We start from the raw sequence: 26376 nt of genomic DNA on the forward strand, positions 1-26376 counted from the left end.
CATCGCGCGACCCGGGCCGTGGAACGACGTCCGGTCTCAGCGGGGTGTCACAGCCGCGGCATGATCCGTTCGAAGAACTCGCGGTCGCCGTCGAAGACCGGGTCCAGGGCCAGGAACTCCCCCGGAGTGACCCAACGGGTCTCGGCGACCTCGCGCGGGTCGGGGACCACCTCGCCGGTGTCGGCCCGGGCGGTCCACCGGTGGAGACGGAAGCGGTGGTCGTCGGTCTCCGACTCCCAGACCTTCGCCTGCGGAACGACGGTGAGGCCGACCTCCTCGCGGGTCTCCCGGACGACCGCCTGCTCCTGGGTCTCGCCCGGCTCGACCTTGCCGCTGAGAGGCTGCCAGTAGCCGGGCCGGGCGACGGCCGGACCGCGCCGGATCGCGAGGAGGCGCTCGCCGCGCCGGAGTACGGCGACGATCGCCTCGCGCTGCTCCACGGGCGTCCTTAGGCCGTGGGCCGGCCGGTGGCCACGGCGTAGAAGGCCACGGCGGCGGCCGCGCCCACGTTGAGGGAGTCCACACCGTGGGACATGGGGATGCGGACCCATTCGTCGGCGGCGACCAGGGCCTGGGTGGACAGGCCGTCGCCCTCGGCGCCGAGCATCAGGGCCACGCGGTCCATGGTGTGCGGGGCGGCCTCGTCGAGGGAGCGGGCCTTCTCGTCGGGGGTGAGGGCGAGGAGGGTGAAGCCCGCCTCGCGGACCGACTCCAGTCCCTTCGGCCAGGTGTCGAGGCGGGCGTACGGGACGGAGAAGACCGCGCCCATGGAGACCTTCACGCTGCGGCGGTAGAGGGGGTCGGCGCAGTCGGGCGAGAGCAGGACGGCGTCCATGCCCAGGGCGGCGGCCGACCGGAAGATCGCGCCGATGTTGGTGTGGTCGTTGACCGACTCCATGACGACGACGCGGCGGGCGGTCCGCAGGAGGTCGGCGGCCGTGGGCAGGGGTTTGCGCTGCATGGAGGCGAGCGCGCCGCGGTGCACGTGATAGCCGGTGACCTGCTCGGCGAGCTCCGGGCTGACGGCGTAGACCGGGGCGGGGAGTTCGTCGATGACGTCGCGCATGACGTCGACCCACTTGGCCGAGAGCAGCATGGACCGCATCTCGTAGCCCGCTTCCTTGGCCCTTCTGATGACCTTCTCGCCCTCGGCGATGAACAGGCCCTCGGCGGGTTCGCGCTTGCGGCGCAGCTCCACGTCGGTCAGGCCGGTGTAGTCGCGCAGACGCGGGTCGTCGGGATCCTCGACGGTGATGAGATCGGCCACAGGGTGATACTGCCTTGTCCTGGGTGTGGTGCCAACGGCTCGGGACGGGTTGGGTTACCCGGGGTTACTCATTCGTCGCCGGGGCGGGGGAGCCGACCTTCACGACCTCGCCGATGACGATGACCGCCGGCGGCTTCACGTCCTCGGTGCGCACGGTCTCCGCGACCGTCGCGAGGGTGGCGTCGACGCGGCGCTGAGCGGCGGTCGTGCCCTCCTGGACGAGGGCGACGGGGGTGCCGGCCGGCTTTCCGTGGGCGACGAGCGTCTCGGCGATCTTTCCGATCTTGTCTACGCCCATGAGGATCACCAGCGTGCCGGTCAGCCGGGCCAGGGCGGGCCAGTCGACGAGGGAGCGCTCGTCGTCGGGCGCGACATGGCCGCTGACCACGGTGAACTCGTGGGCGACGCCGCGATGGGTGACCGGGATGCCGGCAGCGCCCGGGACCGAGATCGAACTGGAGATCCCGGGGACGACCGTGCAGGGGATGCCCGCCTCGGCGAGGGCCTGGAGCTCCTCCATGCCGCGGCCGAAGACGTACGGGTCGCCGCCCTTCAGGCGGACGACCGACTTGCCCTGCCTCGCGTGCTCGATCAGCGCGTTGTTGATGGCCTCCTGGGCCATGAAGCGGCCGTAGGGGATCTTCGCCGCGTCGATCACCTCGACATGGGGCGGCAGTTCGGCGAGGAGGTCGCGCGGGCCGAGGCGGTCCGCGATGACGACGTCCGCCTCGGCGAGCAGGCGGCGGCCGCGCACGGTGATCAGGTCCGGGTCGCCGGGGCCGCCGCCGACCAGGGCGACTCCGGGGGTGCGGGTGCGGTGGTGCGGGGCGACGAGCGTGCCGTCGCGCAGGCCCTCGACGACCGCGTCGCGGACGGCGGCGGTGTGGCGAGGGTCGCGCCCCTTGGCGTCGGTGGTCAGGACCGCGACCGTGACGCCCTCGCTGTGGCCGGTCGCCGGGGTCCAGGCGGTGGCCCTGTCGGCGTCGTCGGAGCGGACGCACCAGACGCGGTGGCGTTCCGCCTCGGCCGATGCCCTGCCGTTCGCCTCCGTGTCGCTCGTGGCGATCAAGGCGTACCAGGCGTCCGCGAGGTCGCCCTCCCGGTACGGGCGCCTGTCCCAGGTGATCTCGCCGGCGTCCGCCATGGCCTCGACCGAGGGCGTCGCCTCGGGGGACACGAGGAGGATGTCCGCGCCCGCCGCGATCAGTGCCGGGAGGCGGCGCTGGGCGACCTGGCCGCCGCCGAGGACGACCACACGACGGCCGGTGAGGCGGAGGCCTACGGGGTAGGCGGGATGTTCGGCCATGAGGTGCGGCTCCTGTTGCGGCGGTGTTCAGTGCCCTGACGTGCGGATTTTAGTGGGCGGGAGGGAGGGCGGCTCAGGTGGTCCAGTGACTGGGCACCCGAGGGTGCCGCCGGTGGGCGGCCCCGTGGGTCCGTGGGCGGGCGATCCGCCCCGCGGACCGCCCGCCCACACACCCACGGGGCCGGCGTCGAGCCCTACTTCTCCGTGACTCCTGCCGAGTCGAACGTCGCCACCTCGTGCATCGCCCGGGCCGTGCTCTGGACCAGCGGCAGGGCGAGCAGGGCGCCGGTGCCCTCGCCGAGCCGGAGGTCGAGGTCGACCAGGGGGCGCAGGCCCAGCTTGTTGAGGGCGGCGACGTGGCCCGGCTCGGCGCTGCGGTGGCCCGCGATGCACGCGGCCAGGACCTCCGGGGCGATCGCGCGGGCGACCAGGGCGGCGGCGCCGGCGCTGACGCCGTCGAGGATCACCGGCGTACGCAGGGAGGCGCCACCGAGGAGCAGGCCGACGATGGCGGCGTGCTCGAAGCCGCCGATCGCGGCGAGCACGCCGATCGGGTCGGCCGGGTCCGGCTGGTGGAGCTCCAGGGCCCGGCGGACGACCTCGGTCTTGCGGGCGAGGGTCTCGTCGTTGATTCCGGTGCCCCGGCCGGTGACCTCCGCCGGGTCCGCGCCCGTGAAGACGGAGATCAGGGCGGCGGACGCGGTGGTGTTCGCGATGCCCATCTCACCGGTCAGCAGCGCCTTGTTGCCGGCGGCGACCAGGTCCCGGGCGGTCTCGATGCCGACCTCGATGGCCTGCTTGGCCTCCTCGCGGGTCATGGCGGGACCGGTCGTCAGGTCGGACGTGCCGGCACGGATCTTGCGGGGCAGCAGGCCCGGGGTGGCCGGGAGGTCGGCGGCGACACCCACGTCCACGATGCAGACCTCGGCACCGACCTGGGTGGCGAAGGCGTTGCAGACGGCTCCGCCGCCGAGGAAGTTGGCCACCATCTGGGCCGTGACCTCCTGCGGCCAGGGGGTGACGCCCTGGGCGTGCACACCGTGGTCGCCCGCGAAGATCGCTACGGCCGCGGGCTCCGGGATGGGCGGCGGGCACTGGCGGGACAGGCCGGACAGCTGCGCGGAGATGATCTCCAGCATGCCCAGCGCTCCGGCCGGCTTGGTCATACGCTTCTGGCGCTCCCACGCCTCGCCGAGCGCCTTGGCGTCCAACGGGCGGATCTGCGCGACGGTCTCGGCGAGCAGGTCGTGGGGTTCCTCTCCGGGCAGGGCACGGCGGCCGTATGTCTCTTCGTGCACGACCCACGACAGCGGGCGGCGCTTGGACCAGCCGGCCTGCAACAGCTCGGGCTCGTCCGGGAACTCGTCGACGTAGCCGACGCACAGGTAGGCGATGATCTCCAGGTGCTCGGGCAGGCCGAGGGCGCGGACCATCTCGCGCTCGTCGAAGAAGCTGACCCAGCCGACGCCGAGGCCCTCGGCGCGGGCGGCGAGCCAGAGGTTCTCCACGGCCAGGGCGGCCGAATACGGGGCCATCTGGGGCTGGGTGTGGCGGCCGAGGGTGTGGCGGCCACCGCGGGTGGGGTCGGCGGTGACCACGATGTTCACCGGCGTGTCGAGGATGGCCTCGATCTTCAGTTCCTTGAACTGCTTCGCCCGGCCCTTGGGGAGGGACTTCGCGTAGGCGTCGCGCTGGCGCATGGCCAGTTCGTGCATCGCGCGCCGGGTGTCGGCGGAGCGGATGACGACGAAGTCCCAGGGCTGTGAGTGCCCGACGGAAGGCGCGTGGTGGGCGGCCTCCAGGACGCGCAGCAGCACCTCGTGCGGGATCGGGTCGCTGCGGAAGCCGTTGCGGATGTCACGGCGTTCGCGCATGACCTTCAGGACGGCCTCGCGCTCGGCGGGGTCGTAGCCGGGGGCCGCGGGGCCGGTGGACTGACGGGCTTCTGCCACTGCGGCCGCGCTCTCTTCTCGGCGTTCCTGGTCGGCCAGGTCTTCCTGTTCGGCGGCCCGGGTGTCCAGGTCGTCGGCGTTCTGTGCGAGTTCGGCGTCGCCGTCGCGGGGTGCCGGGACGGTGACGGCGGGTGCGGGGGGCTCCGGCGTCCCGGGCGTCGCCGGCCGCGACTGCTGCGGGCCCTGCACCGGCTGTCCGGGCTGTTCGTCCGAGGCGGGGGCGGGGAGCACGACGGTGACGTCCTCGGCGGATGTAGGTGCCTCGGGGGCGGGGGCGGGCTCGACGGTCTCGGTGGTGGGGGCGGCCGTGACCGCCTCCGGAGCCGGGGCCGGGTCCGCCGCGTCGGCGGTGGGGGCAGGCACGGGTTCCTCGGTTGCCTCGGGTGCCTGAGCGGGTGCGGGGGCCTCGGCGGGTGTCGCTGCCGCGGGGGGCTGGGCCGGGACGGTCGCCTCCGGGGTGGTGTCCGGCGAGGGAGTGGGGGCGGGTGCGGGGACCTGGGCTGCCGGTTCCGGTTCCGGGACCGGGGTGACGACACCTTCGGCTGTCGGGGCTGCGGCCCCCTCGGCGACCGGGGCCGGGCCAGAGGCGGCGGCCCCGACGGGTGGAGCGGTATCTTCCGGGCCGACCGGTTCGGTGGCCTGGGCAACGGCGACCTGGCCGGGCGCCTCGAGGTGGGGGCCGGCAGGGACGGGTCGCGGAGCCGCCGCCTCAGGTTCCTGAGCGGCCGACGCGGCGTCAATTACCGGCTGCGGCTGCGGCTGCGGCCCAGCGTCTTCGGCGGTGACCTCGAGCTCCGGCTCCGGCTCCGGCTCCGGCATCACGGTCTCGGAGGCGGTGGCGTCCGCACCCGGCGCGGCGGCCTCGTGCGGGGCTGACACGGCGGCCTCGGGGGTAACGCCCGGAGCCGGCGTCTGCGCAACGGCCTCCGGCGCCGGGGTTGCCACCTCGGACGCGGGAGCGGCGGCGTCGGGGGTTGCCTCGTCCGGTACCAGGGCGGGGGCCTCGCCACCGGTCGGCTCGGGCGGGGTGACGGCCGCGTGCTCCGGGGCAGCGGCAGCATCCGGGAACGGGACCGCTTGGGGGACCTGGACGGCCTGCGGAGCAGGGTCGGCCTGCGGAGCAGGGTCGGCCTGCGGGGCGGGAGCCGGTGCCACGGTCTGCTCGGCAGCGGTCGTCGGGGGCTGTCCGACGGTGGCGTCCGGTCCGGGAGCCTCAGGAGACACACCGGCGGGTTCACCGTTGCGCGCAGGGCCGTTCGCGACCGCTCCCGGCTCCGGTGCCGGCGGCGCCACCGCTTCCGGCGCAGCCACCGCCCCCGCGTCGGCGGTGGCCACCTGGCCCGCATCGGGCCCGGCGGGGTCGCCCGCGGCGGCCGCAGCCTGCTCGGGAGTCACGTACCCGGCCTCGGCCGGCTGGGCCTCTGCCACACCGGCGGAACCAGCGGCAGCGACCAGGCCGATCTGGGCGGCAGTCACTCGGCCCGCCGCCGCGTCCACGTCCAGGACCGCGGGGTCTTCCCCCTGCGCTGCCACGACCTGCTCCGGGGCGGCGACTTGGGCCCCGTCCGGGCCGGCACCCGCACCGGCGGGGACAGCCGCACCGACGGGAACATGCGCAGGAGCCTGACCGGCCTCGGCCGCAGCCGGCTGCCCCTCCGCCGGGCCCACACCGGGAACACCAGCCGGAACCACGGGGTCACCCACCGCAGCCGCTTCCGTCTCGGGGACGACCTGCTCGGGCTCGGCGGTCGCCGGGACCCCGGTGGGCTGCTCGGCGGGAAGGGGCTGCGCGGGTGCGGCCTGGGCCGACGGTGCCGTGTGGTTCGCCTCCGCCGGCACCTGGGTCGCGACCGCCTGGGCCGTGCCCATCGGTTCCGCTGCCGGAACAACCGTTTCCGCAGGCACCGCCCCGGCGCTCACCTGGGCCGGGTGCGGGGCCGGTACGCCCCAGGGCGTGGCGGGCTGCGCCTGCGCCTCGGGGGTATGGGGGCCGTCGAGGTACTCGGGACCCGCCGGGGACGGTGCCGGCTGGCGTACCGGCGCGTCGGCGGGGCCGCGGTCTGCGAGGGAGCGCACGGGACTCGCCGAGCTGTCGGGCAGCGGCGGGCCGAGGTGCAGGGGCCGGCGCGGGGTGATGGGCGGGATCGGCGGCGGGTCGGGCAGGCGGACGCCGCCGAGGTCGACCGAGCCGCTGTCGCGGCCGGAGATCTCGTGCGGGCCGGGCTGGTGCACGGCCTCCTGGACCGGCTCCGGCGCGGGCGGCGGGACCTCGTTGCCCCAGGCGCCCTGGGCGCCCGGCAACAGCAGCAGGTCTTCGTCCTCGGCGGTGGTCTCGGAGAGGTAGGGGTACGCACCGGGCGCGGGGGCGTCCGGCTGCTCCACCATGCCTGCGCTCTCCGGCAGTCCCTCGCCCGGGACCTGGCCGGTGTCGGTCATGCGTACCCCTCGCCCATCGGTTAGTGCTCCTACGACCAGCTCGCCCGGGACGGCGCACCGACCGCCCCGCAGTGAAGAACGAGCGTGCGTCCCCAGCGGCACGAACGGTCCGTCCGGAAAAGGCGACAAAGCCATTCACTGGCATTGTCGCGGTCGAACCACCCCCACGGCAGCTTGATCCGCGACGGTTCCGCTGTGGACTGCGCCACGTTGCGCGCCCTCCGGTTCTGCCGTACCACACACACCCCAAAACGGGCGGGTTTTCCGGACATTGACCGACGAAGCGCCGGGCGTCCTTGTGCGGTGCAGCGATCGGCCAGCCTACCGCGCGCAGTACGACAAACCGATCACGGGGACGGTCGCGGGGTCAGGCTCCGCGCTTCGGCAGGACGCCGCTGAGCAGGAACGCGACGCTCCGTTCCTTCTCCGTCCAGGCCCTGGTTTCGAGTTCGACGGACTGGAGGAGGGCGCACTCGACGCCGTAGCCGTGCTCGGTCAGGTCGCGGCCGATCAGTTCGGCGGCGTCACGGGTGGCGGCGTGCGTGACGATGCGCTGCGGGCGGCGGTCGGCGACCGCCGAGACGACGGCCGCTCCGCCGCCGCCGACGCGGACGACGTCCGGTTCGGGGAGGTTCTCCAGGATGTGCGGGGCGGTGCCGTGCACGATCTGGAGCTGGACGCCGAGGCGGCGGCCGGCGGTGTCGGTGCGGGCGCAGGCGGTCCGGTCGCCGTCGACGGCGAGGACGGCGGCGCCGGCCCGGGCGGCCTCGACGGCGAAGGCGCCGCTGCCGCAGCCGATGTCCCACACGAGGTCGCCGACGCGGGGCCCTAGACGGGCGAGTTGGGAGGCGCGCAGCAGCTGGGTCTCGCCCTCACCGAGGTCCGAGCCGTAGGCGTCGGCGGGCAGGGTCCAGCCGCGCGGCCCGGCGGACGGGTCGCGGCCGGAGATCCAGCCGCCGCTCTCCCCCGCCGTGTCCGGCCGGGCCGGGCCGCCGAGGACGATGACGACGTTGGGGTCGCGCCAGGTGTGGTCGGCGGCCTTCTCGGAGGTGACGACGGCGACGCGTTCGCGTGCGGTGCCGAGTTCCTCGCAGATGACGAAGGAGCGGTGGACTCCTTCGAGGAGCAGGCCGAGTTCGGCGGGGCCGGCGCCGGGTGAGGTGAGGACCGCCACCTTGGTGTGGGCTCGGCACACGTTGACCGCGCGCCGCAGGGTACGGGGGTGTGCGACGACCACCTGTGCGTCGTCCCAGGGCATCCCGGCACGGGCGAAGGCGGCGGCGACGGAGGAGACGGCGGGGACGACCTCCACCTCGAGGCCGAACTCGGGGGCCCGCAGGGTGCGTACGACGCCGAAGAAGCCCGGGTCGCCGTCGGCGAGGACCACGGCCGTGCCGCGGTGGGCGGCGATGCGGCGGGCGGCGAGGGCGACACTGCCGAGGCGGATGCGCTCGGCACCCGCGGGCACCTCGGGGAGCGCCAGGTGGTGGGCGGCGCCGGCCACCAGCGTGGCGGCGCCCAGGGCGGCGCTCGCCGCGGCGGTCAGCGGCGAACCGTCCCAGCCGATCACCGTGACGCGGTCGGCCATCGTCGTCAGTCTCCAGGGGTTTTCGCAGGTCGTCTGCGTGGCGTGAGAGGGAGCAGCCCGGGGGCGGGCTCCGTGAGGGTACCCGGTGGAGGTGAAGGGGGGAGTACCGGTGCCGTCGGCGCCGGTGTCCTCCGGGTGGTTCCGGTCAGTTCCAGTCGCCGAAGGACGTGAAGCCGTCGCGGAGCTGTTCGCCGACGCCCTCCAGGTCCTCGGGGAGCAGGCTCCAGACGATGAAGTCGGTGCGTACGTCGGTCCATGTGCCGTCCTCGGCACGGGTCCGGGCTATACAGGCGTTGCGCAGCACGCCCTCGCTGATACAGCCGATCTTCTGGGCGACCTGCTGGGAGGCTGTGTTGTCGGCCGCCGTGCGCAGCTCGATACGTTCGAACTTCTGGTCCCCGAAGAGCCACTGGGCGGTGGCCAGGGCGGACTCGGAGGCGTAGCCCTCACCGCGTGCCCAGGGGGCGATGATGTACGACAACTCGGCGGAGCGCACGTGCCAGTTGGTCTTGCCGAGCTGGATGACGCCGACCAGGCGCTGGGTGAGGAACTCGGTGACGGCGAAGTCGATTCCATGTCCCTCGGTGCGCTGCGCGGGCGCGTACTCGGTGATCCAGGTGCGGGCGCCGCTCTCCGTGAAGGGCTGGGGGACGGAGGTCCAGGCCGCCACCTGTTCGTCGTTCATCATCGCGGCCAGGGAGGCGACATCGTCTTCGTCGAGGGGACGCAGCACCAACCGCTCCGTGCTGATGGAGATGTTGGGGAAGGTGCTCGTCATGCGCCGCTCCGTAACCTTCGGTGAACCTTCAGGGCATGCTGAACTGTCCAGCATGCAGCATGAAAGCACTGATCCGCACCACGGGGCCCTTCCCACCGGGTGGGGGAAGAACCCCGTGCGCGGGTGCCGGGTGTGGGCTCAGAAGGAGGCGAGCACGGAGCCGGCGTACTTGTCCTGGATGAACTTCTTGACCTCGGGAGAGGTGAGGAGCTTGGCGAGCTTCTTCACGCGCGGGTCGTCCTCGTTGCCCTTCTTCACGGCGAGGAAGTTGCCGTAGGGGTTGTTCTTCGGGGACTCCAGGACGAGGGCGTCCTTGGACGGCTTGAGATCGGACTCGATGGCGTAGTTGCCGTTGACGACGGCGGCGTCCACGTCGTCGAGGGAGCGCGGCGTCTGGGCCGCCTCCAGCTCCTTGAACTTGAGGTTCTTGGGGTTCTTGGCGATGTCGGAGGGGGTCGCCTCGTTGCCTACGCCCCCCTTGAGGGTGATGAGCCCGTCGGCGGCGAGGAGCTTGAGGGCGCGGGCCTCGTTGACCGTGTCGTTGGGGATGGCGACCGTCGCACCGCTCTTCAGGTCGTCGGCCTTCTTGACCTTGTGGGAGTAGAGGCCGAGCGGTTCCAGGTGGACCGTGACGACCGGCACGATGTCGGTGCCGTTCTTCTTGTTGAAGTCGTCGAGGTACGGCTTGTTCTGGAAGTAGTTGGCGCCGACGGAGCCGTCCTGCGTCGCCGTGTTCGGCGTGACGTAGTCCGTGAACTCCTTGACCTGGAGGTCGAGGCCTTCCTTCTGGGCGAGGTTGTCCTTGACGTAGTTCAGGATCTCGGCGTGCGGGACGGGGCTGGCGGCGACGATCAGGGGCCCGTCGGTGTCCGAGCTGTCCGCGCCGCAGGCGCTGAGCCCGAGGGTGAGGGCTCCGGCGGCGAGGACGGCGGTGGTGATCTTGGCGGTGTTACGCACGAAAAGTGCCTTTCCTTATGGCCTTGCGAGTGGTGCGACCCCGTGTGGGTGTCCGGGGGGTCAGGAGGCGGCTTTGAGCAGCCGCAGTTTGGGGGCGGGCCCCGAGTGGGCGCCGCGGCGGTGCAGGGAGCGGGCCGCGTAGTCGCCCGCGAACTGGATGACCGAGATGACGACGGCGAGGATCGCGACGGTGATCCACATCAGCTGGGTCTCGAAGCGCTGGTAGCCGTAGCGGATGGCGATGTCGCCGAGGCCGCCCGCGCCGACGGTGCCCGCCATGGCCGAGTAGCCGATGAGGGCGACGATCGTGGTGGTGGTGCTGGAGATCAGCGACGGCAGGGACTCGGGGACGAGGACCTTGCGGACGATGGTCCAGGTGTTGCCGCCCATGGACTGCACGGCCTCGACGAGCCCGTGGTCCACTTCGCGGACGGCCGTCTCGACCAGGCGCGCGAAGAACGGGATGGCGCCGACGGCGAGCGGCACGATGGCGGCCTCGACGCCGATGGTCGTGCCCGTGATCGAGCGGGTGAAGCCCATCAGCGCGACCATCAGGATGATGAACGGCAGGGAGCGGGCGATGTTCACGACCTGCCCGATGACCTTGTTGGCGGCGAGGTTCTGCAGGAGGCCCCCGCGGTCGGTGAGGACCAGCAGGATGCCGAGCGGCAGTCCGCCGACGACGGCGATGAGCGTGGACCAGCCGACCATGTAGAGGGTGTCCCAACACGCCTGCTCCAGCAGGGGCTGCATCTCGGACCAGGTCACTTGGCACCTTCCTTCACCGGTTCGGAGTCGTTGCCCAGGAGGTCGATCTGGAGGCCCTTTTCGCGCAGGAAGCCGATGGGCACGACGTTGTCCTCGTAGCGGCCGGGCAGTTCGATGCGCATGCGGCCGACCTGGAGGCCGCCGACGGTGTCGATGGCCGCGCCGAGGATCGATATGTCGATGTTGTAGGTGCGGGCGAGCTGCGAGATGACGGGCTGGGTGGCGCTCTCGCCCTGGAAGGTGACGTCGACGACGGTGCGGTCCTCGCCGGAGGCCTCGCCGCCGAGCGGGAACAGCGCCGAGGCGAGTTCCGAGCCGGGGGTCGCGAGGAGTTCGCTGACGGTGCCGGACTCGACGATGCGCCCGTTCTCCATGAGGGCGGCCGAGTCGCAGACCGACTTCACGACGTCCATCTCGTGGGTGATGAGCAGGACGGTCAGGCCGAGCTGCCGGTTGAGGTCGCGCAGCAGCGCCAGGATCGAGCGGGTGGTCTCCGGGTCGAGGGCACTGGTGGCCTCGTCGGACAGCAGCACCTTCGGGTCGCCGGCGAGGGCGCGGGCGATGCCGACGCGCTGCTTCTGCCCACCGGAGAGCTGCGCCGGGTAGGACTTGGCCTTGTCGGCGAGACCGACGAGGTCGAGCAGCTCCAGCGCCTTGCGGGAGCGTTCCTGCCCGGACTTCCCGAGGATCTCCAGCGGCAGCTCGACGTTGTCCTGGACCGTCCGGGAGGACAGCAGGTTGAAGTGCTGGAAGACCATGCCGATGCGGCTGCGCGCCTGGCGCAGTTCCTTCCCGGCACGCGGGCCGCGGCCGGCCAGGGCGGTCAGGTCCTGCCCGGCGACGGTCACGGTGCCGGCGGTGGGGCGTTCCAGCAGGTTGACGCAGCGGATGAGCGAGGACTTGCCGGCGCCGGACTGGCCGATGACGCCGTACACCTCGCCCTCGCGGACGTGCAGGTCGACGCCGTCCAGGGCGGTGACCTCACGGCCGCGCGCACGGTAGACCTTGGTCAGGCCCGAGGTGATGATCACTGGGATTCCGTCACTGTCGAGTGCGCGGGCGTGGGTGTGCCCGGGCACAGGTGCATTCGGTCAGGGACGCGACACGGTTCTCGCTGGGGAGGGGAACCGGGGAGAACATGTGCGCGGGGCGGCTTCGGGTCACGCGACGCTCAGGGCGTGCGGACAGGCCGCGTCTCGCTTCGGGGCGCGAGCTCGGGGGTGGTGCAGGGGCCCTCTAGAAGGCGCACATTCGACACATACAACGAGCACCGGGCGTCATGGTCGCCTCGGTCGCGGGGATGCGGTCGCTCGTCGTGGTCATGTCGTCAGTAAAACACGCGTACGGTCCTGATCGGCCCTCCGCTGTCCGCATGCTGGACAGCGGTGGACGGGGTCCGGGGGCCGTCAGCCGCGCCGGGAGATCTCCACGCCCTGCGCGGTGACCAGCGCGGACAGGGCCGACAGATTCTCCACGACGAGATCGGCGTGCAGTTCGTGGGCCTGATGGGTTGTGGTCAACGCCACGGTGGTCATGCCCGCGGCGCGGCCGGCCGTCAGGCCCGCCGGGGCGTCCTCGAAGACGACGCAGTGCGCCGGGTCGACGCCGAGCGCGCGGGCGGCGAGCAGGTAGGGCTCGGGGTCGGGCTTGCCGCGGGTGATGTCGTCGGCGGCGACGAGGGTCTTGGGCAGAATGCCGACGGCGTCGAGCCGGGCCTCGGCGAGCCGCCGGGTGGCCGAGGTGACGACGGCCCAGCGCTCGGCGGGCAGCGCGTCGAGGAACGCCCGGGTGCCCGGCAGCAGGTGCACCCCGCCGTTGGGCACGTCCTCCACCTCCAGGTCCTCGATCCGCGCGACGGCGGCCGGCACCACCTCGGCGGGCAGCAGGTCGGCGGCTATCTCGGCGGCCGGCCGGCCATGCAGTTCGACGCGCGCGAACCTCTCGGCGGTGATCCCGTACTCCCCGGCCCAGCGTGTCCAGCAGCGGTCCACCGAGGCAAGGGAGGAGACGAGGGTTCCGTCGTTGTCGAACAGCAGGGCCTGCGCGTGGATCGTCATGGCCTCGACCCTACGGTGCAGGCCAGGGCCGGAAGCAGGGGGCCTTTTCGGCCGTAATAAGGTCGCTGCATGCTGAATGCCCTGACGCTGGTGACCGGCGTCGCCGCGCTGCTGCTCGCCGCCTGGTGCGGCTGGGCGGCCTACCGCGACCAGCCGACGAAGGACTGGCACTTCATCGGGATGGCCGTGGTCACCCTGCTGTCGCTGGTCCAGCTGGTCGTGGGGATCGTGCTGCTCGCGCAGGGCGAGAAGCCGGAGCAGGGGACGACGATCTTCGTCGCGTATCTGCTGGGGGCGTTCGCGTGTGTCCCGGCGGCGGGGTTCATGTCGCTGGCCGAGCGGACCCGGTGGGGTTCGGTGACGGTGGCCGCCGGTGGTGTGGTGCTGGCGGTGCTGGAGGTGCGTCTCTATGACATCTGGGGAGGCTGAGATGAGCCGGCGCCGGCTGATCAGCGGACCGGGCACGCTGCTGGTGTGGCTGTACGGCGTGATGGTCGTGGGAGCGGTGTCGCGGTCCGCGTTCCAGATCGCGACGGAGTTCGACCGGGCGCCGCTGGCCTACTCGCTGTCGGCCGTGGCCGGTGTCGTGTACGGGTTCATCACGTACTCGCTGGTGCGGGGTGGGGAGACGGCGCGGAGGGTCGCACTGGCGTGCTGTGTCGCCGAGTTGGTGGGGGTGCTGACGGTGGGGACCTGGACGTTGGTCGAGCCGTCCGCCTTCCCGGACGCGACCGTGTGGTCCGACTTCGGGATGGGGTATCTGTTCATTCCCGTGATCCTGCCGGTGTCCGCCATCTACTGGTTGCGGAAGGGTGCGCCCAGCGAGGGTGCCGCCTGAGACGCGTCAGGCGGCCGCGGGCCGTGTGTGGTTGCTCGCGCGGTTCCCCGCGCCCCTGAAGGGGCGACGATCAAGCCGTCGCCGCGTACGTGCTCGCCGGCTTCTCCAGGACGATCATCGGGACGCCGTCCGCGCCCTGGGACGTGCCGACCGTTTCGTAGCCGACCTTGCGGTAGAGGCGGAGGTTGCCCTCGCTGCGGTGGCCGGTGTGGAGGCGGAAACGGGTGGCGCCGTGGTCCCCGGCGAGGGCCGATTCGGCCGCCTTGAGGAGGCGGGCGCCGATGCCGTGGCCCTGGAGGCGGGGGTGGACGCAGAGCTTGCCGATCGCGGCGGCGCCGTCCTCGGTGACCGAGCCCCGGACCGAGCCGACGACCTCCTCGCCGAGCCGGGCCACGAAGACGCAGTCGCGGGTGACCTCCTCGCGGACCGAGTCGAGGGTTTGGACGAGCGGGTCGATGCGGTAGTTCCCGTACAGCGCCGCCTCCGGCTGGAAGCACAGGTACTGCAGTCTGAAGATCTGCTCCGCGTCCTGCTCGGTCGCCGCAGAGATGGTCACGCTCATGCCCATGTGCGCACGCCTCCCGCTCATCTGATCACCTGGTGTCCCCACTCCTATCCCCGTCCTCAGCGGGCCGCAACCTCCGGTGTCAGTAATCTCCTGAGACATCCCAGGCATCTGGAACGTTCCGGGCCGAGACTCCCCTGTGAGATACCCAACTCCCCTGCGATTTCCCGGTATGTCAGGTCCTCCGGCGAGAGCAGGGCCTCCATCAGCCGGGGGCAGCGGCCCGGGAGGCGGCGCACGGCCTCGCGCAGGGCGCGGCCGCGGGCCGCGGTGAGGGCGAGCTGTTCGGGATCGCCGTGCCCGTCGTCGACCGGTTCACCGGAGTACGGCCGTTCGAGGCGGCTCGTCCGGCGGGTGCGGCGCGCCTCGGAGCGGACGGCGCGGCGGAGCCACTGCTCGGGGTCGAGCGGCGGACCCTCGGCGTCGAGCCGCTCCAGCAGACGGAGCCAGACCGCCTGCTCCAGGTCACCCGGCTCGGTTCCGGTGGAATATGCCTCGGCGGAGGCCTCGGCGGTGAGCAACGGGCGCAGCGCGGTGACCAGGTCATGCGTCATATGCGGAGCGACGCGGCCGCCCGGGCGGCGGGTTGCCCGGGCGGCCGAACATCACTCGACCGAGGGGTGTGAACCCGGTGGTTGACGCGGCTCAGCCGGTGAAGTCCTCGCGGGCCAGCAGCCCCGTGTCCGGCTGGTCGGTGAAGACGCCGTCGACACCCGTCGCGAAGTACGCCCGGTAGGCACCGAAGACGTCACCGTAGGCGTCCGGGTCCGTGCCCTTGCGAAAGTCGGCGGGCAGGAAGGGGTTCTCGTTGCGCATGGTGTAGGGGTGCAGGATCAGGCCCACCCTGTGCGCGTCGGAGACGAGCGTCGTCGGCTTGGTGAGCCTGCCCTGGGCGTCGCGCGGGACGACCAGGTCCAGGGTCGGGCCGATGCCCTGCGCGTAGGAGGCGATCTCCCTGAGGCCGGCCGGCTTGACCAGGTCGGCGACCGTGCGCGGGTCGCCGGTCTCGACGAAGTCCCAGGGCCGGGAGTCCGCCGAGGACAGCAGGACCACCAGCGGGTTGTCGACGAGCCTGTGCAGACGCTGCACGCTGGTCGGCTCGAAGGACTGGAGGATGACCGGGGAGGTGCGCCGGTCCTTGCGGTACTTGCCCAGCAGCTTGGCGACCCGCTCCTCCAGGGGCAGGCCCTGCTTTCGGAAGTAGGTGGGGTGCTTGAGCTCGGGGTAGATCCACACCTGCTTGCCGCGCTTGCGGGTCTGCTCGTCCTGCCACCTGAGGACCTCTTCGAACGTGGGGATCTCCCAGCGGCCGTTGTAGAGCGTGTTGTGCGGGCGGTTGGCCGGGATGCGCTCGACCGCGCGCAGCGTCTTCAGCTCCGCGAGTGTGAAGTCCTCGGTGAACCAGCCGGTGGTGGAGACGCCGTCGAGCAGCTTGGTCTTCTTGCGGCCGGCGAACTCGGGGTGGTCGGCGACGTCCGTGGTGCCACCGATCTCCGGCTCGTGACGGCAGACCAGGTGCCCGTCCCGGGTCGGGACCAGGTCGCCCGCCTCGACGATGTCGGCACCCAGGTCGAGGGCCAGCTGGTACGAACCGAAGGTGTGCTCGGGGCGGTAGCCGCTGGCGCCGCGGTGGCCGATGATCGTCGGCTTGGGCAGGCTCTTGACTCCGCCGTGTCCGCCGCCGTGCCGGGCACTGTCGGCGCGAGCCGTTCCGGCCATGCCGAGGACCGCTCCGCCGGCGCCGAGCACCGCTGCGCCGAGCAGGGCCCGTCGTCCGGTACCACTCGTTTCTTCGTTCGACTCCCGCGTTCCCATGAGCGCCCTCTCTGCCGGTTCGGCTCGTCCGTGCGCGCCGATCGTAGGGGCGCGTACATGACGAGTGGGAGACCTCGGGCAGAACACGCGGGTGACGTCGGATGTCGTAGTGGCTGGTGGGGAGGATGATTTGACGGTTCGTCGCCTCTGTTCGATTCGGCCCGGCCGTTCTGGGAACGCGTGCGGTGGGCTCCGGGGCGATGTGTGTCACAGCATGTCGGCCGCGTTTCGGAGCGTCGGCGATGTGCCACCGCAGGTAAACGCGCGTCAACAGTGCGTAAGGCCTCGGTGAAGTCGCCGTGCCCGATGTGCGCGATACCCGGGGCCACGAGTATCGTCCTCACCTGCACAGACTCATACAGAACCCCTTGACACCGGAGGGTCCGTTGTCCCGCTTCGTGCTCATCAAGGCAGTGCTCGGCCCGATCATGCGCCTGATGTTCCGCCCACAGGTGGAGGGTGCGGAGCACATTCCCGGTGATGGCCCGGTCATCCTGGCCGGCAACCACCTGACGTTCATCGACTCGATGATCCTGCCGCTGGTCTGCGACCGTCAGGTCGTCTTCATCGGCAAGGACGAGTACGTCACCGGCAAGGGGCTCAAGGGCCGGCTGATGGCCTGGTTCTTCACCGGCGTCGGCATGATCCCGGTGGACCGGGACGGTGGCCGGGGCGGTGTCGCCGCGCTGATGACCGGGCGGCGCGTGCTGGAGGAAGGCCGGGTGTTCGGCATCTACCCGGAGGGGACGCGGTCGCCCGACGGGCGGCTGTACCGGGGGCGGACGGGGATCGCCCGGCTGACCCTGATGACGGGTGCGCCCGTGGTGCCCTTCGCGATGATCGGCACGGACAAGCTGCAGCCGGGTGGGGCCGGCCTGCCCCGGCCCGGCAAGGTCACGGTGCGGTTCGGTGAGGCGATGGAGTTCTCCCGGTACGAGGGGATGGACCGGGATCGCTACGTGCTGCGGGCCGTGACCGACTCGGTGATGGCCGAGGTCATGCGGCTGTCCGGGCAGGAGTACGTGGACATGTACGCGAGCAAGGCGAAGGAAGCGGCGTAGTTCTTGCCGGGCGCGTGCGGGCTCGGGCTGCCGGGGGCCGTGGGCGGCTGCAGGTTTGTGGGGGTTGGTCGCGCAGTTCCCCCGCGCGCCTGAGGGCGTGAACTTCAGGGCGTGCCTACGTGCAGCCCGTTGCCCGTTTCGCGCAGTTCCCCGCGCCCCTGAGGCAGTGACCTCAGGGGCGTTGTGCCGTCCGGTCGGGTTACGCGTGGTCCGGGGAGGTTTCCAGGCTCTGGTTGCGCAGCAGGAACCACGCCGCCACCGCCGCTGCCAGCAGGACCGCCGCGCCCGCGCCCGCTGCCAGGGCCAGGCCGTCGACGAACGACGTGCGGGCCGCGTCCAGCATCGGGGCGGCGGTGTGGGCGGGCAGGTGCGCGGCCGCCTCGACGGCTCCGCCCAGCGACTCGTGGGCCGCGGCCGGTGTGCCCGCGGGGCCGGTGAAGTCGCGGTAGACGCCGGTGACGATGGAGCCCAGCGCGGCGATACCGAGCGCGGCACCGAGTTCGTACGCCGTCTCGGACACGGCGGACGCGGAGCCCGCGTGCTCCTTGGGCACGCTGGAGAGAATCACGTCGGCGGTGACGGTGAACGAGAAGCCGGCGCCCACGCCGACCACCAGCAGCGCGGTCCCGAGCAGCGGGTAACCGGTGGACCGGTCGAGCATCGTGAGCACGGCCAGCGCGAGGCCGATCGCCGCGAGGCCCCCGGAGACGACGGCCCGCACCGAGAAACGCCGGGCCGCACGCCCCGCGACCAGTCCGGCCACCACCGCACCGACGGCCGCGGGCAGCTCGGCCAGCCCGGCCTCCAACGGCCGCCTGCCCTGGACGAGTTGCAGGTACTGGGACAGGAAGAACACCAGCCCGGACAGGCCGAGGATGGTCAGCAGATCGGCGAGCACCGCCCCGCTGAAGCCACGGTGACGGAACAGCCGCATGTCCAGCAGCGGCGTCGGCAGGCTGAGCTGACGGCGGACGAAGCCGTACAGGGCGGCCGCGCCCAGCAGCCCGGCGGCCAGGGTGCTCCACCCGAAGCCGTGGGTGGCGGCCTCCTTGATCGCGTACACCGCGCCGATCATGCCGACCAGTGACAGCACGACGCTGACCAGGTCCCAGGGGCCGGGGTTCGCGGTGCGCGACTCGGGCAGCAGCCTGATCCCGACGAGGACCAGGACGGCCATCACGGGCAGGTTGATCAGGAAGACCGAGCCCCACCAGAAGTGCTCCAGCAGGAACCCTCCGACGATCGGGCCGACCGCCGTGCCGGCGGAGGCGGTGGCGCCCCAGATGCCGACGGCGAGGCTGCGTTCGCGCGGGTCGTGGAAGAGGTTGCGGATGAGCGCGAGGGTGGCCGGCATCAGGGTCGCTCCGGCGACGCCGAGCAGCGCCCGCGCGACGATCATCATCTCGGGTGTGGTGGCGTAGGCGTTGACGACGGATATCGCGCCGAACGCCGTGGCACCGATCAGCAGGATCCGCTTGCGGCCGATCCGGTCGCCGAGGCTGCCCATGGAGACGAGCAGACCGGCGATGACGAACGAGTAGACGTCGCCGATCCACAGCAACTGGGTGCCGGAGGGCTTCAGGTCCTCGCTGATGTAGGGGGTCGCGAGACCGAGGACGGTCGCGTCGACGGCCACCAGCAGCACGGCGAGCACGAGGACGCCGAGCGCGAGCCAGCGGCCCGGACGCTCCACCGCCTCGGTGGTCTTCGCCGGCCGCAGGGTGCTGGTCATGATTCCTCTCTTCTGAGTGCGCCGCCGAGCAACAGCTCGACGATCATGTGCTGGAAGTCCTTGGGCGCGCCCTTGCCGCTGTGCACCATCCACGCGCCGGAGGCCATCAGGCCGTACAGCGCCTCGGTCAGCCAGACGGGCGTGAGGTCGATGCGGAATTCGCCGCCGAGCTGGCCGCGCCGGAACAGGGCGGAGATCCGGTCGTCGATCGTGGCCCAGCCGGCGTTCTGCTCCTCGCCCTCGAACAACTGGTTCTCGGTGTAGAGGAACGCGAGCAGTCCCGCGGCGGGCTCGATGGCCCCGACCAGTCGGCGTACGGCGTCACTCGCCGTGCCCTCGTCGAGCCGGGCCGCGTCCAGAGCGGCCTCGCACTCCGCGATGCCGAGCGCCTCCAGCGCCCGGACGAGGGCGTCCCGCCCGGCGAAGTGCCGGTGCAGCGTGGCCCGGCTGATTCCGGCGGCCTTGGCGACCTCGTCCATGGTCGCGGTGGACTTGCGGGTCAGCAGGGCCGCGGCGGCGCGCAGCACGTGCTCGGGGTCGACAGCCATGAGACAAGCATAAGCCATATGAGACACTCACGTCTCACACGGGGCATGTATGGCTCACGGCTGCCGTGCCGTGTGACGGAAGGTGTGATCAGTGCCAGGGCAGCTGCGCGCGCCGCTGCCAGTACGCGTGCGGCTCCTCCACCAGCGCGGCGAGGCGGGTGAGCTGGTCGTCGTCGAGGTCGACGACCGCCGCGTGCAGGTTCGACGCGAGCTGGTTGGTGGTGGCCGCGCCGGACAGCACGACACCGGCCCAGGGCTGCCGCAGGATGACGGCCAGGGCGACGGCGTCGCAGCCCAGCCCGGCCCGCTCGGCGATCTCCCGTACGGCGTCGGGGGCGTGCGGCCCCGCGAGCCTGCCGTTGGCCATGCCCTCCTTGACGATCACGGTGAGTCCGGCGTCGTGGGCCTCGGCGAGGGCGGGCCCGGCGGAGGTCTCCAGCGCGTTGTACGTGGACTGCACGGTACGGAAGAGGGGTTCGCCGTCGACCGTCACGGCGAGGGCGGCGCGGATGGCGTCCGCCTGGGCGGGGCCGCTGGTGGAGAACCCGACGGTGAGGCCCTGCGCGGCGGCCTCGGCGAGCTTCGTGTGCAGTTCCTTGTCGGTGAGGGCCGGGCTGTCCGGCGTCACCGAGTGGATCTGGTAGAGGTCGAGCCGGTCCCCTAGCAGGGCGTCGCTCTCCGCGCGCTGCCGTTCGTAGGTGGCGAGGGTGTGGTCCTTGACCTCGTGCTTCTCGGCGTCGGTGGACCAGTCGGCGGTGTAGGTGTAGCCCCACTTGCTGCCCACGACGATGTCGTCGAGGCCGGGCCTGTCCTTCAGCCAGCCGGCGAGGAACTCCTCGGAGCGGCCGTAGGAGCGGGCCGCGTCGAAGTAGCGGACGCCCTGGGCGTAGGCGGCGTCGAGGAGTTCGTGGGTGCGGTTGCGCAGCGTTTCGACGCTGCGGTCCTCTCCGAGGTCCTCGTCCCGGCCGAGGTTGATATAACCGGGGCGTCCTACGGCGGCGAGGCCCAGTCCGATGTGGCAGGTGGGGGTCGTTGCGGTTGCCAGTCGAGCGAAGGGCATCGCGGGCTCCGTTCGGTCGGGTCCGGTACGGCTTCCGACCAACGTACCCGCGATGACCTTCGGCGCTCGCGATCAGCGCTCGGTTCGAGCGGTGGTTCGGCGCGTGCGGGTTCGTCGTGGCTTGTCGCGCCTACGCGGCGGAGCCGCACATCGATACAGCCCCGCGCCCCTAGAGGGCGCTTCCCTTGGCCACCGCCCACTCGTGCTGGATCGCCACGTCCGCCTTCACCTCTGCCAGCTGGACGGCCACCGCGCTCGGGGCCGTGCCGCCCCTGCCGTTGCGGGAGGCCAGGGCGCCGGGGACGTTCAGGACCGTCCGCACCTCGGGCGTGAGGTGGGCGGAGATCTTGGCGAACTGTTCGTCCGTCAGGGCGTCCAGTTCCTTGCCCTCGGACTCGGCGACCTTCACGCACTCGCCCGCCACCTCGTGGGCCACGCGGAACGGCACGCCCTGCTTCACCAGCCACTCGGCGATGTCCGTGGCGAGGGAGAAGCCGGCCGGGGCCAGTTCCTCCATACGCTCGCGGTGGACGGTGAGGGTGGCCATCATGCCGGTGAAGGCCGGGAGAAGGACCTCCAGCTGGTCGATGGAGTCGAAGACCGGCTCCTTGTCCTCCTGGAGGTCGCGGTTGTACGCGAGCGGGAGGGCCTTGAGCGTGGCCATCAGGCCCGTGAGGTTGCCGATCAGGCGGCCCGACTTGCCACGGGCCAGCTCGGCGATGTCCGGGTTCTTCTTCTGCGGCATGATCGACGAGCCCGTCGAGAACGCGTCGTGGAGGGTCACGAAGGAGAACTCCTTCGTGTTCCAGATGATGACCTCCTCGGCGATCCGGGAGAGGTTGACGCCGATCATCGCCGTGATGAAGGCGAACTCGGCGACGAAGTCCCGGGAGGCCGTGCCGTCGATGGAGTTGCCGGCCGAGCCGTGCTCGAAGCCGAGGTCCTTCGCCACCGCCTCCGGATCCAGGCCGAGGGAGGAGCCGGCCAGGGCGCCCGAGCCGTAGGGCGAGACCGCCGTGCGGGCGTCCCACTGGCGCAGCCGCTCCGCGTCCCGGGACAGGGACTGGACGTGGGCCAGGACGTGGTGGGCGAAGAGGACGGGCTGGGCGTGCTGGAGGTGCGTGCGGCCGGGCATCGCCACGTCGGGATGGGCCTCGGCGAGCCCGATCAACGCGTCCTGGAGCTCTGCGATCAGGCCACCGACGGTCCGGGCGTGGTCCCGCAGGTACATGCGGAAGAGGGTCGCGACCTGGTCGTTGCGGGAGCGGCCCGCGCGCAGCTTGCCGCCGAGGTCGGGGCCGAGGCGCTCCAGGAGTCCGCGCTCCAGGGCGGTGTGGACGTCCTCGTCGGCGATCGTGCCCACGAAGGAGCCGTCGGCGACGTCCGCCTCGAGCTCATCGAGACCGGCGATCATGCGGGTCAGCTCGTCCCGAGTGAGCAGGCCCGCCTTGTGCAGCACGCGCGCGTGGGCACGCGAACCGGCGATGTCGTACGGCGCGAGCCGCCAGTCGAAGTGGACGGACGCGGACAGCTTCGCCAGGGCCTCGGCGGGACCGTCGGCGAAACGTCCGCCCCAGAGCCGGACGTCACCGCTGTTGCTGCTCACCTGCGCGCTCCTCAAGGGGTGTGGATGTGCCTCACCGTCATGCATGAGTATGCAGACCGCTGCATGATTCGTCAATTCGGCGGGGTCGACGAGCGGTTTCCAGTCACGTGAAAGGAATTTGAAGATCCTTTGAACGCGGGAAACCGCTTACCCGTACCTCTCGCCGAACGCAGGCGCCGCGTTACGACACCGACGACACTCGACCCCCTAGTGAGGCATCCGCATGTCCAGGGCTCTTCCGAAGTACAACAAGCGTCGCGTCACGTTCATCGGCGGCGCCGCCGCGGTGGCTCTGTCCGGCACGGTCATCGCCGGCTTCGCCCTCGCCGGGGAGTCGCCCGACAGCGGCGCCAAGAACGCCCGGACGCTGGCGGGCCCCGGCACCATCACGTGCCCGGACGTCCGCTCCAAGCTCCCGGCGGTCCCCGCCTCCGCCAAGGCCGAGGTCGACCGCAACCTCACCCTGCTCAACACGCAGATCCAGGAGGCCAACAAGCGTCTGGTCGACACCGTCGGCCAGGGCGGCCCCAACTTCGTCCAGAACGCCATCCTCGGCCCCCTCAAGGACAAGCGCGTCTCGACCGTCAACCGCATCGCCACCGCCATCGGCCGGACCGCCGCCAAGCCCCAGGGCCTGGATGCCCTGGCCGCCTGCACGCTGAACGGCGCGGGCACCAACGCGGGCGGCGGCGCGGCCGGCAAGCCGCAGGCGGGCGGCAACACCGGCAATGCAGGTAACGCCGGTAACGCCGGGAATGCAGGTAACGCGGGCAATGCCGGCAACGCCGCCGCCGGCACGATCACCTGCCCGGACGTCCGCTCGAAGCTCCCGGCGGTGCCCGCCTCCGCCAAGGCCGAGGTCGACCGCAACCTCACCCTGCTCGACACCCAGATCCGGGAAGCCAACACGCGTCTGGTGAACACCGTCGGCCAGGGCGGCCCCAACTTCGTCCAGAACGCCATCCTCGGCCCCCTCAAGGACAAGCGCGTCTCGACCGTCAACCGCATCGCCACCGCCATCGGCCGGACCGCCGCCAAGCCCCAGGGCCTGGACTCCCTGGCCGCCTGCACCCTCAACAAGTGAGGTGACAGGCGCCGTGGCCGCCCCGTGGGAGCGCCGGCCGGGGCGGCCACGGCAGACGTCCGCCCGCGGGGCCCGGCAGAGGTGACCGGACCCCGCAATTCCTTAGACAGTCGAAAGATATGCGGCCATAATCGTTCGACATGGGAAAGACTTATGAGCGCATAGACGGCCGGCTCCGCACGTTCATCGAGGCGCAGCCGGTCTTCTTCACCGCCACCGCGCCCCTGGCCGCCGACGGCACGGTCAACCTCTCCCCCAAGGGCCTCACAGGCTCCTTCGCGGTGCTCGACGAGCTCACGGTGGCCTACCTCGACTTCGCCGGCTCCAACGCCGAGACCATCGCCCATCTGCGGGAGAACGGGCGGATCACCCTGATGTGGTGCGCCTTCCAGGGCCCGCCGAACATCGTCCGCGTGCACGGCAGGGGCGAACCGGTCTTCCGTGACGATCCCCGCTTCGGGGAACTGCTCGCGCACTTCCCGGACATCGACCCGGCGCGGCACGGCCTGCGCGCGATCATCGTCGTCACCGCCGAGCTGGTCCGCGACACCTGCGGTTACGGGGTCCCCTTCATGGCGTACGAGGAGGACCGGGACCTGCACGGCAAGCGGTTCGCCCGGGAGGACGACGCCTCGCTCAGCGCGTACTTCAGCAAGAAGGAGCACATCGCCACCAGCCTGGACGGACTACCCGGGCTGCCGTTGCCGCTGCCTCCCTCTACCGTCTGAGGCATGCGCCCCGGTGCCGTCGCCCTCGCCGTCTCCTCCCTGATCGTGCTCGGCACCGGTCCGGCCGCCCCCTCGCTGCCGCTGCCGCTGCCGCTGCCGCTGCCGGCACGGATGGCACACACCGGCGGCGGCACCCAGTTGATCACCGCGGTGGCCCCGAAGCGGGCCTCGACGACGGGCACGGTCACCTGGTGGAACCGCGAGGACGGGCGCTGGGTGAAGCGGGGCTCCGCACCCGCCCGTTTCGGAGCGAACGGACTCGTCGCGGGCGCCACCCGCGAGCAGGGCACGAACACCACGCCCACCGGTCTCTACGGCCTGCCGTACGCCTTCGGCATCAAGGCCGCGCCGCGCGGAACGGCGTACACCTACCGCCGGGTGCACCAGGATTCCTGGTGGTGCCAGGACAACGACTCCCGGTCCTACAACCGCTGGAGCGAGCCGCGTGCGGCCGACTGCCGGGCCGCCGAGTCCGAGCACTTGATCACCTACTCCCCCCAGTACGCGCACGCGCTCGTCATCGGTTTCAACTACCAGCGGCCCGTGCGGGGGCGCGGTGCCGGCATCTTCCTCCACGTCCACGGGCGGGGGGCGACGGCCGGTTGCGTCTCCGTGTCCGAGAAGGCGATGCGGCGGATCCTCGTGTGGGCCGACCCCACGCGGCGGCCGCACATCGCCGTGGGCACGCAGAACGGGAGCACGGCCGTCACCCGCCTGTGACGGACTGGGCCGCGTGAGCGTGACCAGCGGTCACTCCCGTCCGCACCCGACTCGGTGCACGACTGAACACTCCCGTGTCGCGGTCCGTATCTGTGGGCCAAGGGTCAAGTCCCCACGGAGGAACCGTGACCACCACGCTCGCAGGCGGACGTGCCGCCCGCCGCCAGACGATGCGCCGCATCCGCCCGCGCCGCTCCCCGGCCGTTCCGCTGCTGATCGCCCTGTGGGCCGGTGCGGCGGCCGTGCTGTGGCTGTGGTGGGACAACACACCGTCCCTCGCCGACAACACGAGCAAGATCCTGGCCGCAGGCCGGATCACCGGTCTGCTCGCCGGCTACCTCATGGCGCTGGTGGTGCTCCAGATGGCCCGGGTGCCCGCGCTGGAGCGCCGGGTGGGCACCGACCGGGTCGCGCGCTGGCACGCCATGACCGGCCGTTACACGCTCTGTCTGGTGCTGGCCCACGTCTTCCTCACCATGTGGGGCTACGCGCTCCAGGCGGGCAAGGGGCTCGGCGACATCGTCCAGCAGACGACGGACTCCATCAACCAGCTGCCGGACATGGGCAAGGCCGCCATCGGCACGGGCCTGCTCTTCCTCATCGGGATCCTGTCGATCGGCGGCGTGCGCCGCCTGATCGGCTACGACACCTGGTACCACGTGCACCTGCTCACGTATGCCTCGGTGTACATGACGTTCTGGCACCAGATCACGACCGGCAACGAGTTCGCCGTCGAGCCGGCCGCGAAGACCTTCTGGTACGGGCTGTACGGCGTGGTGACCGCGCTGGTCGTCTGGTACCGGATCCTCACCCCGATCCGGCTGAACCTGCGGCACCGCATGCGCGTCGCGGCGGTCATCGAGGAGACCCCGGGGATCGTGTCCGTGCTGATCAGCGGGCGCAAGCTGCACCGGATGGGCGCGGAGCCCGGGCACTTCTTCCGCTGGCGGTTCAAGGCGCCGGGCATGCGCTTCAGTTCGCACCCGTACTCGCTGTCTGCGGCCCCCCGCCCGGACATGCTGCGCATCACGGTCAAGGCGATCGGTGACCACACCTCCCGGCTGCGGGACCTCGAGCCCGGCACCAAGGTGTGGGCCGAGGGCCCGTACGGCGCGATGACCGCGCAGCGCCGCAGCCGCGGCAAGGTCCTCCTCGTCGCGGGTGGTGTCGGCATCACGCCGATGCGGGCGCTGTTCGAGACGCTGCCCGGCGCGTCCGGTGACATCACCCTTCTCTACCGGGCCAACACCACCCAGGACCTGGCCCTGTGGGGCGAACTCGCCAAGATCGCCGACGAGCGCGGCGCCCGGCTGATGTACGCGGTCAACAGTCCGGAGGGGGAACGCCCGGACATCTCCGCGGAGTCCCTCCAGCGGAAGATCCCGGACATCGACGACCACGACGTCTTCATGTGCGGGCCGCCCGGTTTCGCGCAGTCGGTCTACGAGGCACTGCGCGGAGCGGGAGTACCCGCCCGCCGCATCCATCACGAGTCGTTCGAGATGTGAGC

At 71.8% G+C, this 26376-nt stretch carries 24 protein-coding genes; 7 read left to right on the top strand and 17 right to left on the bottom strand.

The features are described 5' to 3' along the window. Positions 1-47: 47 nt before the first annotated feature. The 10 genes from ABTX60_RS18765 to ABTX60_RS18810 form a co-directional block, all read right to left on the bottom strand. The gene (locus ABTX60_RS18765; RefSeq protein ID WP_352098132.1) at positions 48-440 is read right to left on the bottom strand and encodes an NUDIX domain-containing protein; all 393 of its coding nucleotides are present in this window, start codon (positions 438-440) and stop codon (positions 48-50) included. An 8-nt stretch (positions 441-448) separates the two neighbouring features. Beyond that, the gene (locus ABTX60_RS18770; protein ID WP_352098133.1) at positions 449-1267 is read right to left on the bottom strand and encodes a TrmH family RNA methyltransferase; all 819 of its coding nucleotides are present in this window, start codon (positions 1265-1267) and stop codon (positions 449-451) included. Positions 1268-1331: 64 nt separating this feature from the next. Continuing rightward, positions 1332-2573, bottom strand: coding sequence for a uroporphyrinogen-III C-methyltransferase (gene cobA, locus ABTX60_RS18775; RefSeq protein ID WP_352098134.1), 1242 nt, complete (start codon positions 2571-2573; stop codon positions 1332-1334). A 194-nt stretch (positions 2574-2767) separates the two neighbouring features. Beyond that, on the bottom strand, positions 2768-6961 hold the full coding sequence (gene cobT, locus ABTX60_RS18780) for a nicotinate-nucleotide--dimethylbenzimidazole phosphoribosyltransferase (RefSeq protein ID WP_352098135.1): 4194 nt from the start codon (positions 6959-6961) through the stop codon (positions 2768-2770). Positions 6962-7328: 367 nt separating this feature from the next. Next, complete coding sequence (gene cbiE / locus ABTX60_RS18785) at positions 7329-8549, bottom strand: precorrin-6y C5,15-methyltransferase (decarboxylating) subunit CbiE (RefSeq protein WP_352098136.1); 1221 nt, start codon at positions 8547-8549, stop codon at positions 7329-7331. Positions 8550-8694: 145 nt separating this feature from the next. Beyond that, positions 8695-9327, bottom strand: coding sequence for a GNAT family N-acetyltransferase (locus ABTX60_RS18790; RefSeq protein ID WP_352098137.1), 633 nt, complete (start codon positions 9325-9327; stop codon positions 8695-8697). Positions 9328-9465: 138 nt separating this feature from the next. Continuing rightward, positions 9466-10284 carry a MetQ/NlpA family ABC transporter substrate-binding protein gene (locus ABTX60_RS18795; RefSeq protein ID WP_352098138.1) on the bottom strand — a complete coding sequence of 273 codons (819 nt, stop codon included), beginning with the start codon at positions 10282-10284 and terminating at the stop codon, positions 9466-9468. A gap of 60 nt (positions 10285-10344) precedes the next feature. Then, entirely contained in the window at positions 10345-11052 is a 708-nt protein-coding gene (locus tag ABTX60_RS18800; protein WP_107458263.1) for a methionine ABC transporter permease, read from the bottom strand. After that, the gene (locus tag ABTX60_RS18805) at positions 11049-12083 is read right to left on the bottom strand and encodes a methionine ABC transporter ATP-binding protein (protein ID WP_352098139.1); all 1035 of its coding nucleotides are present in this window, start codon (positions 12081-12083) and stop codon (positions 11049-11051) included. Before ABTX60_RS18805 ends, ABTX60_RS18800 begins: the two co-directional genes overlap by 4 nt. Before the next feature lie 375 nt (positions 12084-12458). Then, entirely contained in the window at positions 12459-13109 is a 651-nt protein-coding gene (locus ABTX60_RS18810) for an HAD family hydrolase (protein WP_352098140.1), read from the bottom strand. A 69-nt stretch (positions 13110-13178) separates the two neighbouring features. Between ABTX60_RS18810 and ABTX60_RS18815 the strand changes: the two genes are divergently transcribed. Both ABTX60_RS18815 and ABTX60_RS18820 read left to right on the top strand, forming a co-directional pair. Continuing rightward, positions 13179-13538: a hypothetical protein gene (locus ABTX60_RS18815; protein ID WP_053668244.1), complete on the top strand. Its 360-nt coding sequence runs from the start codon at positions 13179-13181 to the stop codon at positions 13536-13538. After that, positions 13519-13947: a hypothetical protein gene (locus ABTX60_RS18820; protein ID WP_352098141.1), complete on the top strand. Its 429-nt coding sequence runs from the start codon at positions 13519-13521 to the stop codon at positions 13945-13947. Before ABTX60_RS18815 ends, ABTX60_RS18820 begins: the two co-directional genes overlap by 20 nt. Before the next feature lie 70 nt (positions 13948-14017). On the opposite strand, the gene ABTX60_RS18825 is transcribed toward ABTX60_RS18820, so the two are convergent. The 3 genes from ABTX60_RS18825 to ABTX60_RS18835 all read right to left on the bottom strand — a co-directional run bounded on the left by ABTX60_RS18825 (position 14018) and on the right by ABTX60_RS18835 (position 16327). Then, complete coding sequence (locus tag ABTX60_RS18825) at positions 14018-14515, bottom strand: GNAT family N-acetyltransferase (protein ID WP_352098301.1); 498 nt, start codon at positions 14513-14515, stop codon at positions 14018-14020. A 56-nt stretch (positions 14516-14571) separates the two neighbouring features. Next, positions 14572-15066: an RNA polymerase sigma factor gene (locus ABTX60_RS18830; RefSeq protein ID WP_352098142.1), complete on the bottom strand. Its 495-nt coding sequence runs from the start codon at positions 15064-15066 to the stop codon at positions 14572-14574. A 91-nt stretch (positions 15067-15157) separates the two neighbouring features. Further along, complete coding sequence (locus ABTX60_RS18835; protein WP_352098143.1) at positions 15158-16327, bottom strand: glycerophosphodiester phosphodiesterase; 1170 nt, start codon at positions 16325-16327, stop codon at positions 15158-15160. Positions 16328-16713: 386 nt separating this feature from the next. On the opposite strand from ABTX60_RS18835, the gene ABTX60_RS18840 reads away from it, so the two are divergent. After that, complete coding sequence (locus ABTX60_RS18840) at positions 16714-17388, top strand: lysophospholipid acyltransferase family protein (RefSeq protein ID WP_352098144.1); 675 nt, start codon at positions 16714-16716, stop codon at positions 17386-17388. A 199-nt stretch (positions 17389-17587) separates the two neighbouring features. On the opposite strand, the gene ABTX60_RS18845 is transcribed toward ABTX60_RS18840, so the two are convergent. From ABTX60_RS18845 to argH, 4 genes are all read right to left on the bottom strand, one after another. Next, positions 17588-19120, bottom strand: a complete 1533-nt coding sequence (locus ABTX60_RS18845) for an MFS transporter (RefSeq protein ID WP_352098145.1) — start codon at positions 19118-19120, stop codon at positions 17588-17590. Continuing rightward, a complete protein-coding gene (locus tag ABTX60_RS18850) occupies positions 19117-19668 on the bottom strand; it encodes a TetR/AcrR family transcriptional regulator (protein ID WP_352098146.1) in 552 nt (183 codons plus the stop codon). The genes ABTX60_RS18845 and ABTX60_RS18850 overlap by 4 nt, the downstream gene beginning before the upstream one ends. A gap of 88 nt (positions 19669-19756) precedes the next feature. Continuing rightward, complete coding sequence (locus ABTX60_RS18855) at positions 19757-20728, bottom strand: aldo/keto reductase (protein WP_352098147.1); 972 nt, start codon at positions 20726-20728, stop codon at positions 19757-19759. A 169-nt stretch (positions 20729-20897) separates the two neighbouring features. Beyond that, entirely contained in the window at positions 20898-22334 is a 1437-nt protein-coding gene (gene argH, locus ABTX60_RS18860) for an argininosuccinate lyase (RefSeq protein WP_352098148.1), read from the bottom strand. Between the two features lie 223 nt (positions 22335-22557). Here argH and ABTX60_RS18865 point away from each other — a divergent pair, with 223 nt between their 5' ends. The 4 genes from ABTX60_RS18865 (at position 22558) to ABTX60_RS18880 (ending at position 26374) form a co-directional block, all read left to right on the top strand. After that, the gene (locus tag ABTX60_RS18865; RefSeq protein WP_352098149.1) at positions 22558-23418 is read left to right on the top strand and encodes a hypothetical protein; all 861 of its coding nucleotides are present in this window, start codon (positions 22558-22560) and stop codon (positions 23416-23418) included. Positions 23419-23558: 140 nt separating this feature from the next. Beyond that, complete coding sequence (locus ABTX60_RS18870; protein ID WP_352098150.1) at positions 23559-24146, top strand: pyridoxamine 5'-phosphate oxidase family protein; 588 nt, start codon at positions 23559-23561, stop codon at positions 24144-24146. Positions 24147-24149: 3 nt separating this feature from the next. Further along, positions 24150-24866 (top strand): L,D-transpeptidase family protein, encoded by a 717-nt coding sequence (locus ABTX60_RS18875; RefSeq protein ID WP_352098151.1) that lies wholly within the window; start codon positions 24150-24152, stop codon positions 24864-24866. A gap of 125 nt (positions 24867-24991) precedes the next feature. After that, complete coding sequence (locus tag ABTX60_RS18880) at positions 24992-26374, top strand: ferredoxin reductase family protein (RefSeq protein ID WP_352098152.1); 1383 nt, start codon at positions 24992-24994, stop codon at positions 26372-26374. The last annotated feature ends 2 nt before the right edge of the window (positions 26375-26376 follow it).

The sequence above is a fragment of the Streptomyces sp. NPDC126510 genome, from assembly GCF_040302345.1.
Classification (GTDB): Bacteria; Actinomycetota; Actinomycetes; order Streptomycetales; family Streptomycetaceae; genus Streptomyces.

What these genes read in the sequence shown, in the direction of transcription:
- ABTX60_RS18825 (WP_352098301.1), bottom strand. Translation starts at nt 14,515, where the DNA reads ATGGGCATGAGCGTGACCATCTCTGCGGCGACCGAGCAGGACGCGGAG.
- ABTX60_RS18875 (WP_352098151.1), top strand. Translation starts at nt 24,150, where the DNA reads ATGCGCCCCGGTGCCGTCGCCCTCGCCGTCTCCTCCCTGATCGTGCTC.
- cbiE (WP_352098136.1), bottom strand. Translation starts at nt 8,549, where the DNA reads ATGGCCGACCGCGTCACGGTGATCGGCTGGGACGGTTCGCCGCTGACC.
- cobT (WP_352098135.1), bottom strand. Translation starts at nt 6,961, where the DNA reads ATGACCGACACCGGCCAGGTCCCGGGCGAGGGACTGCCGGAGAGCGCA.
- ABTX60_RS18850 (WP_352098146.1), bottom strand. Translation starts at nt 19,668, where the DNA reads ATGGCTGTCGACCCCGAGCACGTGCTGCGCGCCGCCGCGGCCCTGCTG.
- ABTX60_RS18810 (WP_352098140.1), bottom strand. Translation starts at nt 13,109, where the DNA reads ATGACGATCCACGCGCAGGCCCTGCTGTTCGACAACGACGGAACCCTC.
- cobA (WP_352098134.1), bottom strand. Translation starts at nt 2,573, where the DNA reads ATGGCCGAACATCCCGCCTACCCCGTAGGCCTCCGCCTCACCGGCCGT.
- ABTX60_RS18830 (WP_352098142.1), bottom strand. Translation starts at nt 15,066, where the DNA reads ATGACGCATGACCTGGTCACCGCGCTGCGCCCGTTGCTCACCGCCGAG.
- ABTX60_RS18865 (WP_352098149.1), top strand. Translation starts at nt 22,558, where the DNA reads ATGTCCAGGGCTCTTCCGAAGTACAACAAGCGTCGCGTCACGTTCATC.
- ABTX60_RS18815 (WP_053668244.1), top strand. Translation starts at nt 13,179, where the DNA reads ATGCTGAATGCCCTGACGCTGGTGACCGGCGTCGCCGCGCTGCTGCTC.
- ABTX60_RS18820 (WP_352098141.1), top strand. Translation starts at nt 13,519, where the DNA reads ATGACATCTGGGGAGGCTGAGATGAGCCGGCGCCGGCTGATCAGCGGA.
- ABTX60_RS18870 (WP_352098150.1), top strand. Translation starts at nt 23,559, where the DNA reads ATGGGAAAGACTTATGAGCGCATAGACGGCCGGCTCCGCACGTTCATC.
- ABTX60_RS18835 (WP_352098143.1), bottom strand. Translation starts at nt 16,327, where the DNA reads ATGGGAACGCGGGAGTCGAACGAAGAAACGAGTGGTACCGGACGACGG.
- ABTX60_RS18845 (WP_352098145.1), bottom strand. Translation starts at nt 19,120, where the DNA reads ATGACCAGCACCCTGCGGCCGGCGAAGACCACCGAGGCGGTGGAGCGT.
- ABTX60_RS18855 (WP_352098147.1), bottom strand. Translation starts at nt 20,728, where the DNA reads ATGCCCTTCGCTCGACTGGCAACCGCAACGACCCCCACCTGCCACATC.
- ABTX60_RS18790 (WP_352098137.1), bottom strand. Translation starts at nt 9,327, where the DNA reads ATGACGAGCACCTTCCCCAACATCTCCATCAGCACGGAGCGGTTGGTG.